The organism is Endozoicomonas sp. SESOKO2 (genome assembly GCF_024606245.1).
Taxonomy (GTDB): Bacteria; Pseudomonadota; Gammaproteobacteria; order Pseudomonadales; family Endozoicomonadaceae; genus Endozoicomonas_A.
Genome location: NZ_JAHHPQ010000416.1, coordinates 1 through 1,536, shown reverse-complemented (window position 1 = coordinate 1,536; position 1,536 = coordinate 1). Strand labels below are relative to the sequence as shown.

At 49.4% G+C, this 1,536-nt stretch carries 1 protein-coding gene; it reads left to right on the top strand.

The features are described from left to right. Nucleotides 1-1,275 (top strand): WD40 repeat domain-containing protein (locus KDK17_RS09135; protein WP_257287902.1); only part of this gene is annotated, 1,275 nt, incomplete at its 5' end. Nucleotides 1,276-1,536 lie beyond the last annotated feature (261 nt).

The following is a 1,536-nucleotide window of genomic DNA, read 5'->3' as shown; positions in this document are numbered from 1 at the left end:
CATCGTATCAGGGTTCGAGCAGCCACCTTCAGTGGCGATGGTCGCCATGTGGTGACCAGGGCTAAAGCTACTGATCTCTTTAAAGATACAGCGAAAATCTCTGGTCATAACATCAGTCAATCATGGCATGTAAAAGCTGAGATTGTTCACACTGGTTCTATCAACTCAGCCACCTTTAGCCCCGATAGCAATCATTTGGTCACCGCCAGTGATGATCACACGGCGAAAATCTGTGGTCTCAGGGCCGATGGGTCATGGGAAGTAAAAGTCACTATTACTCATGATTATGCGGTCAACTCAGCCACCTTCAGTCCCGATAGCACTCTTGTGGTGACCGCCAGTTCTGATCACACGGCGAAAGTTTACGGTCAGGAAAAAAATGGATCGTGGGTACCAAAAGCCAGCATTTTCCATGCAAATTTGGGCTTCTCAGCCACCTTCAGCGCTGATGGGCGCTATGTGATAACCGCCGGTGCTGATGGCAAGGCGAGAATCCATGCTCAGGAGGACGATGGATCATGGCTGGAGAAAGGCTCCATTCCCCATGATAGAATTGTCAGATTAGCCACCTTTAGTTCCGATGGCACCCATGTGGTGATCGCCAATGACGCTTACAAGGTGGAAATCTTTGGCCAGAAACCCGATGGATCCTGGGAGCCAGAGGCTAACATTCCTCATTCTCATTGGATCTCTTCAGCCACTTTCAGCCCCGATGGGAGTCATGTGGTGACTGCCAGTGGCGATAATACGGTGAAAATTTACGGTCAGAAGGCCGGTGGATCATGGGAACCAAAAGCCATCATTCGCCATGGGGGTTCTGTGAGATCAGCCACTTTCAGCGCCGATGGCCGCCATCTGGTGACCGCCAGTCATGATAAAACGGTGAAAATCTATGGTCTTAAGGGCGGAGTCTGGAAAGAAAAGGCCCGCATTGCCCATGACGGCGAGGTCAATTCAGCTGTTTTCAGTGCTGATGGTCGTCATGTGGTAACCGCCAGTAAGGATAAAACAGCGAAAATCATCGGGCAGAAGATCAATGGATCATGGGTAGTGAAAGCTTCTATTTCCCATGAGGGGGCAGTCAACTCAGCCACCTTCAGTGCCGATTGTTGCCATGTGGTCACCGCCGGTGAGGATGGTATGGCAAAAATCTACGAAATCAGGGCGATTTGGACGGATGTGAAACGATCCAGTTTGTCAGAGATTGACGAAATCTGGAGGAACCTGCCGTTAGTAGGGAGTTGGTCGCTAAACGACGACATCCTGCCTTGCTGAAAGACAAAAGCAGTGTTTGTCGTACTTACCCATGTTATGAACTTTTATTCCAAAGCCTTGTCTAACCTGGCGCACCCATTTTGATCGTCGTTTCAAAATGAGGAGAAATACTCACGTCACAGGAACCAGAAATGACACCAGGCATTAAGCAGATAAATGACAATTTCGAGATTGTTGATTCACCCCCGGCGTCGCCTATGTGTTCTCGATCAGATTCACCAACCGGTATCGGTATGGGTAGGGAGATCACTGCATCTTACC